Origin of the sequence: Kocuria rosea (assembly GCF_023715525.1) — a bacterium.
GTDB lineage: Bacteria > Actinomycetota > Actinomycetes > Actinomycetales > Micrococcaceae > Kocuria > Kocuria rosea_A.
On the sequence record NZ_JAMBOG010000017.1, the window covers coordinates 69969 to 75968 of the forward strand.

General features: G+C 71.9%; 6 protein-coding genes. 4 read left to right on the top strand and 2 right to left on the bottom strand.

Translation table 11 applies throughout. The features are described from left to right. Positions 1-162 precede the first annotated feature (162 nt). The 4 genes from M3185_RS12570 to M3185_RS12585 all read left to right on the top strand — a co-directional run bounded on the left by M3185_RS12570 (position 163) and on the right by M3185_RS12585 (position 4182). Positions 163-1143, top strand: coding sequence for a universal stress protein (locus tag M3185_RS12570; RefSeq protein ID WP_251334020.1), 981 nt, complete (start codon positions 163-165; stop codon positions 1141-1143). A gap of 53 nt (positions 1144-1196) precedes the next feature. Next, entirely contained in the window at positions 1197-1415 is a 219-nt protein-coding gene (locus M3185_RS12575; protein WP_251334021.1) for a hypothetical protein, read from the top strand. Positions 1416-1574: 159 nt separating this feature from the next. Next, complete coding sequence (locus tag M3185_RS12580; RefSeq protein ID WP_251334022.1) at positions 1575-1811, top strand: hypothetical protein; 237 nt, start codon at positions 1575-1577, stop codon at positions 1809-1811. A gap of 1030 nt (positions 1812-2841) precedes the next feature. Next, on the top strand, positions 2842-4182 hold the full coding sequence (locus M3185_RS12585; protein WP_251334023.1) for an FAD-binding oxidoreductase: 1341 nt from the start codon (positions 2842-2844) through the stop codon (positions 4180-4182). A gap of 592 nt (positions 4183-4774) precedes the next feature. Here the strand turns inward: M3185_RS12585 and M3185_RS17420 are convergent. Next, positions 4775-5038, bottom strand: a complete 264-nt coding sequence (locus tag M3185_RS17420; protein WP_251334024.1) for an ANTAR domain-containing protein — start codon at positions 5036-5038, stop codon at positions 4775-4777. Continuing rightward, positions 4972-5499, bottom strand: a complete 528-nt coding sequence (locus M3185_RS12595) for a GAF domain-containing protein (RefSeq protein WP_251334025.1) — start codon at positions 5497-5499, stop codon at positions 4972-4974. The genes M3185_RS17420 and M3185_RS12595 overlap by 67 nt, the downstream gene beginning before the upstream one ends. Positions 5500-6000: the final 501 nt, after the last annotated feature.

Genomic DNA, 6000 nt, shown 5'->3' on the forward strand with positions numbered 1-6000 from the left:
GGGCCTTGCCGTCATGGCTGCTCCGGCGCAGATGGGCCTGGAGATCCAGCGCGAAGACATCACCGGCTCGGTGGCCGAGCGCCGGGTCGCCGGCAGGGACTGGGGCGGGCGCCGGTCGCGCTGGCCTCGATCTGGGTGTCACGGATCACTTACGCTTCCGGTATGGACCGGACGTTCCGTGCTCCGGGCCAGGCCGGGGATGTCGGCGCCGGAGGCCCTGTCGTGCTCGTCGGCGTCGACGGCTCCGAGGAGGCTCGGCTGGCACTGGGCCGCGCCGTGGACGAGGCCCGTGCCCGGAACTGCACGGTACGCCTGCTGGGCGCCTATCCCCGGATCGACGTGGGGGACCACGCGGCGGAGACGCGCGCCACCCGGGCGGTGATGAAGGACAACGCCGAGCACCTCGCCGACGCCCGCGCCATCGCGGAGGCCGCCGGGGTGGCCGTGGAGGTCGTGGAGGTCGCCGGAGACGCTGCGAAGGCCATCGTGAAGTCCTCGGGCTCGGCCGGCCTGGTGGTTCTGGGCAAGCGTGGACGCGGCGGTGCGCTGCGCGGGCGTCTCGGATCCGTCTCCGCGGCGGTCGCCGCGCATGCGGTGTGCCCCGTCATCATCGTCCCCGGGCGGAAGGATCGACCTGCTGACCCGTCCGACGGGTTCGAGGATTTCGCGCTCGAGCCCGCCGGCCCCATCGGCGTCGAGGATGTCGACTTCACCGGACGCGTGGTCGTGGGCATCGACGCCCTGGGATCCCGCCACCCGGCTCTACGGCAGGCCGTCGACTACGCCCGGGACCACGGCCGAACCCTGGTCCTGGTGTCCGTCAACGTGGTGCTGACCCAAACCCCGAGCTGGTTCCAGGAGGAGTTCGACACGGACCGGTACGTCCAGGCGTCGGAGCAGAAGCTGGCCGACATCGCCGACGAGATCGTGCAACAGCATCCGGAGCTGACCGTGGAGCACCACATCCACGTGGGACGCCCGGCCACCATTCTGACCCATGCCTCGCGCACCGCAGACCTCGTCGTAGTCGGCTCCCGCGGCATCGGCGGATTCCGGGGGCTCCTGCTCGGTTCTGTCTCCCAGGCTGTGCTCCACGACAGCGAAGGCCCGGTGATGGTCGTGCCCGCACCCACGGGGCACTGAGCAGCGCACCCGATGAAACCATCCATCCGGGCATCCCATGCCGAGGATCGCGGGTGCTGAGCTCGGCGAACCTCTCCCGGCGCCTGGCCACGGTCCAGGAGCGACTTGCGCTGATTGCCCCTAACTACGCCATCGACAACGACGACCGCGCCCCGCGTAAGCTCCACCGCATCACCGTCGCCGGGGGCATCCCGGTCGGGGTGGACGGGCAGCACAGCTGCGGGATCGAGGGCGATTCTTCCCATTACTCCCCGGTTGTCGACCTCGTCTGAGTTCTTGGACCCGACGCCCCGCCCCTGCACCCTCGGCCGCCTCCTCCGCACCCTCCGCGGCCTCTTCCGCGGTCTGTTCGGCCGTATCCTGGGTTCGGTGGAGGGGGCGGGTTCCGGGTGCCGGGCCCGGGTCGAGGAGACCGGGACACCACCTCTCCGATGGGCTCGAGGCTTTTCACCGCCATGGCCGCCCTGGCGCAGATGAAGCGAGAGGTCGAGCGGGAGCGCAGCATTGGCTCGGTGGCCGGTCGTCGGGCCGCCGGCAAGGACCGGGGCGGGCGGCGGCTGGCCGTCACCGATACCCGGATCCGCAACACCGTGGGCCTGATCGCGGCGGGGGCCGGCTTGCGTCGGCGGATCCGGGAGGTAGTGACACCAGGACGCCGCACCGGGTGAGAGCGGCGGCCGAGCCCGTCGCCGAGCTGCTGTGGGCGCGCGGATGACAGCCTCAGGAGTGGGTGTCAGCCGATGCCGCCGGCTGCTCCGGGCATCGTCGTGGGTCGCCACCGGCGCTGGTTTGTGCATGCTGTGCGGCGGCGGTGCGCGCGTCGTCCTTATCAACGCGAAGGTGCGGGAGGCCTACCAGGCCGCGCAGAGCTGAGCCCACCGCGCACGCCGCACGGCGTGAGCCGCGCGGCGTGAGCCGTGCCCTTCGGCAGCAGTGGCCGCCTTGGGGAGTGGTGCTCGGGGGTGGGAATTTCCCGTCCCGGGGCAGGATAAGCGCCACTGGGGTAGTGGGCCGTCCTCGGTGAAATGACGTCCGGCGGGGGCGGGAGGGTTTTTCGTGGTGGCACGGGGCGGCCGGGATAGCGCTGGGGTGTGTGGTGATAGGTTCTGCGGGCGGATATCGCTTCTGCGGGTGGGGCGGGCCGGTGAGACGGGGGGGGGTGTTCGCCGTTTCGGGAAATGGGTGATGGTTCCGCGCCGGGGCCTTGGGGTGGGAAACCGCCGGGTGCTGAACCCTGGTGTCAGGCATTTCTTCGGGTGCGTGGATTTGGGTGCGTGGATTTGGGTGCGTGGATTTGGGTGCGTGGATGTCGTGGTTCCTGGCCGGGATGCGGGGCAGCGCCGGGTCGGCTTCCCCGGGAGGCTGGCGCGTTACTGGCCGGGTTCTTCGGGTCTCGCCGTGTTTGGATGTTTCCGGAGCGTGGCCGGCTGACGAGGTGCCGGGCAGGTTCTCTCCGGTGCTTCCGGGCAGGTGTTCGGGGGCGTTATGGGGCAACGGTGCGGTCACGAACCTGTTCTCGTGCTCAGCGCGCTGGGTGGGCGCGGGGGAGACTGATCGTGTAGCCGGTGCGGCTGTTCCTGTCGTCGCGCGCCCTTCCAGGGCCGTGGAGGTCGTGGGCTGCTGTGGGCGGGGCGCAACCGAGGGTGTCAGGGGCCGGGAAGGATCTCCGCCGCGGATGTCGAGGAACTCACCGGCTGTGTGCGCGGCCCGGTCCTGGTCCCGCAGGAGGGGGGCTTCGTCCGGGAGGTGGCCGGGTTCAACCTGGCCGGGGTGGCGCGCCCGGAGGTGGTGGTGGGCGTCACGGGCGCCGAGGACGTGGTGGCCGCCATGGGGTGGGCGTCCACCCACCGGTGCCCGGTGGGGGTCCAGGCCACCGGTCACGGGGCGGGTGAGGCCATGGAGGGCGGGTTGCTGATCACCACCACCCGCATGCAAGAGCTTGAGGTGGACCCCGGGCAGCGCACCGCCCGGGTCGGGGCCGGGGTGAGGTGGCGCAGCGTGCTGGAGGCCGCGCTTCCCCATGGGCTGATCGGGCTCAACGGGTCCTCCACCGATGTCGGCGTCGTGGGCTACACCCTGGCCGGGGGCCTGCCGATCCTGGGACGGACCTTCGGCTGGGCCGCCGAGCGCCTCCGGGCCGCCGAACTGGTCACCCCCGACGGGGCTCTGCACCACCTCGATGCCGGCCACGAGCCGGAGCTGTTGGCCCTGTTGCGCGGGGGTAAGGGCCACCTGGGGGTGGTCACGTCCTTGACCTTCGAGCTGGTGCCCCTGGACGGGTTCTACGGCGGGGGCATCTTCTCCCCGGGGGCCGATGCCCACCGGGTGCTGTCCGCTTTCAGCGCCTGGGCCCCGGCCCTGCCCGAACAGGCCAACACCTCCATCGCCCTGCTGCGCCTGCCGGAGCTGCCGGTGGTGCCCGGCCCGTTGCGCGGGCAGTTCCTGGTGCACCTGCGCTTGGCCTGGGTCGGGGATCCTGATGAGGGGGTGCAGGTCCTGGCCCCGATGCGGGCGCTCTCCCACCCGGTGCTGGAGACGGTGGGGCCGATGGACTACCGCGAGGTGGACCGGATCGACATGGACCCGGCCGATCCGGTCCCGCTGCTGCACACCGGGGGGTTCCTGGCCGCCTTCGACACCGGCGCCGTCGAGGACCTGTTGGCCGTGGCCGGACCCGGCAAGGATTGTCCCGTCGTGGCGGTGGAGATCGTCCAGATGGGTGCGGCCTTCGCCCACCCCGGGCAGGTCCCGGATGCGGTGCACGGGCGCGGGGCGGGCTGCTTCCTCGGGGTCCTCGCCCTGCTCGTGCCCCCGGTGGCCCCAAGGGTGCCGGCGGCGGTGAACACGCTGGTGGAGGCCATGGCCCCGCACGCCCCGTCCGGGGTGTTCGTCAACCACTACGGTTTCCCGGACACCGAGGCCGACCGGGCCCGGGCCTGGCCGGCCGATGCCTACGCCCGGCTCGTGCAGGCCAAGGCCGCCCTGGACCCGGAGAACTTGCTGCGCTACCAGCACGTCGTGGGCCCAGGGCGCCCCTGAGGTCCTACCTCGTTCCCATGTCCTGGCCATCCTGGGGCGGAGTCGGGTGCCGTTCACCCTCCCGGGCCGGCTCGATTCCATCCCCCTCCTTCCCCGCCTGCCCGTCGGGGAAAAGGTCTCCGACCACCGGGGCATCATCGCCCGGGTGCCGCTACTCGGGGTGGTGGTCGGTGGTGTCGCCGGGATGAGCTTTCACCGCATGATCGGCCCGGGGTGGGGTTCGATCACCGGTCCGGCCGGGGTGGTGGTACCCGTCCGGTGCCGAGCCGCGGGGGGTGCCTGGTGCTGATTCTGTGTGGGTGCTGATTCTGTGTGGGTGCTGATTCTGCGTGGGTGCTGGGTGTGTTCAGGGGTGCGGGAGGAGGTGGGTGAGGGACGGTGGGTGCGGTGCTGGGTGGCGGCGGCGCTCTCGGCGACGGCCCGCCACCGTGGGGGGTCACCTGTTGCCGTGGCGGGGGTGGCGGTCGGCGGGGTTGGTGTCCTGTGTGACTGCCTGTGTGACCGCCTGTGTGTGTTTCGCGGTGCTGGGCCAGGTGAAGTGCCTGTCGCAGCGTGGGGGCGGGGGTGGTGCGGTGTGCCGGCCGGTGGTGGGTCAGGCCTGGAAGTGGGTGGTGGTCGGGGCTTTGCCCACGGTGGTCACGAGCTCGGCGGCCAGCTCGCGCAGTGTGATGTTGCGGTGGCTGGAGGCGGCTTTGAGGATCTCGATCGCCTGGTGCTGGGGGCAGCGGTTCTGGGCCATGACGATGCCCACGGCCAGGTCGATGGTGGTCCGAGAGGTCAGGGCTGCTTTCAGGTGGGTCTCGGTGTCGTGGTGGCGGGCCAGGCGCACCGCCAGGCGCAAGGCCTTGGAGGCCACCACCACCTGCTGCTGGAGGGCGGCGATGGTGGTCTCGTCGTAGGCGTGGGGCTGGTCGGAGTAGACGTCCAGGCCTCCCCGGCCAGTTCGAAGGGGATGCCCAGGGCGCAGAGGATCCCGGCGGCTGCGGCCGCTTGGCCGTAGCCGGGCCATCTCGCGTCGGTGCGGGTGTCGGGGACGTAGACCACCCGGTGCTCCCGGGCGGCGGTCAGACAGGGCCCGTCGCCGAAGGGCAGCTGGATCTCGTCACAGGCTGCGGCTCGGGGGCTGGAGGAGGCCACGGTGGCGGCGTGCTTGTCCCGCAGCAGGGTCACCGCGCACCAGACCTCCTTCCCGTCGCCGGCCAGGGTGTCGGCGATCAGGGTCGTGAACTCGTCCAGGAACCCGGTGAGCTCTGGTGACTCCAGCAGCAGGTCGGTGAGTCCCTCCACCGAGGTGTCGGGGGTGGTGTGCTCGGTCATGCGGAGTCCGTCCGTGGAAGGTGGATGTCGGAGGGGCAGGTGGCGCGGGCTTCCCTGCCCCGGGCCGGCAGCCGGTGGTGTCCGGGGCTGGGGCAGCCGGGCGGCCCGGTGGCTGGGGGCCGTCGAGGACCTGCCGCCTGGCAGCCGGCTGCTTGATCACCAGACGACAGGCCACCTTCAGACGGGGGTTGCGATGATGAGCGCGGGGCTGATGAGCGCGGGGATGATCAGCTGCGGAGGGCGCGATCGCGAGGAGGCCCCGGGGTGGGGTGCGCGCCCGCGGTGGTGTGCTGTCCGCGGCGGCATGGCTCAGCGCCCGGGCCTGGGGACGGGCCGGGCCTGTTGGTGTGGCTGGTGGGGTGGTGTCGGCCGCAGGTGCTGGGCCAGGTGAAGTGCCTGTCGCAGCGTGGGGGCGGGGGTGGTGCGGTGTGCCGGCCGGTGGTGGGTCAGGCCTGGAAGTGGGTGGTGGTCGGGGCTTTGCCCACGGTGGTCACGAGCTCG

Coding starts and splice junctions, on each gene's coding strand:
- M3185_RS12595 (WP_251334025.1), bottom strand. CDS start 5,499: ATGACCGAGCACACCACCCCCGACACCTCGGTGGAGGGACTCACCGAC.
- M3185_RS12570 (WP_251334020.1), top strand. CDS start 163: ATGGACCGGACGTTCCGTGCTCCGGGCCAGGCCGGGGATGTCGGCGCC.
- M3185_RS12580 (WP_251334022.1), top strand. CDS start 1,575: ATGGGCTCGAGGCTTTTCACCGCCATGGCCGCCCTGGCGCAGATGAAG.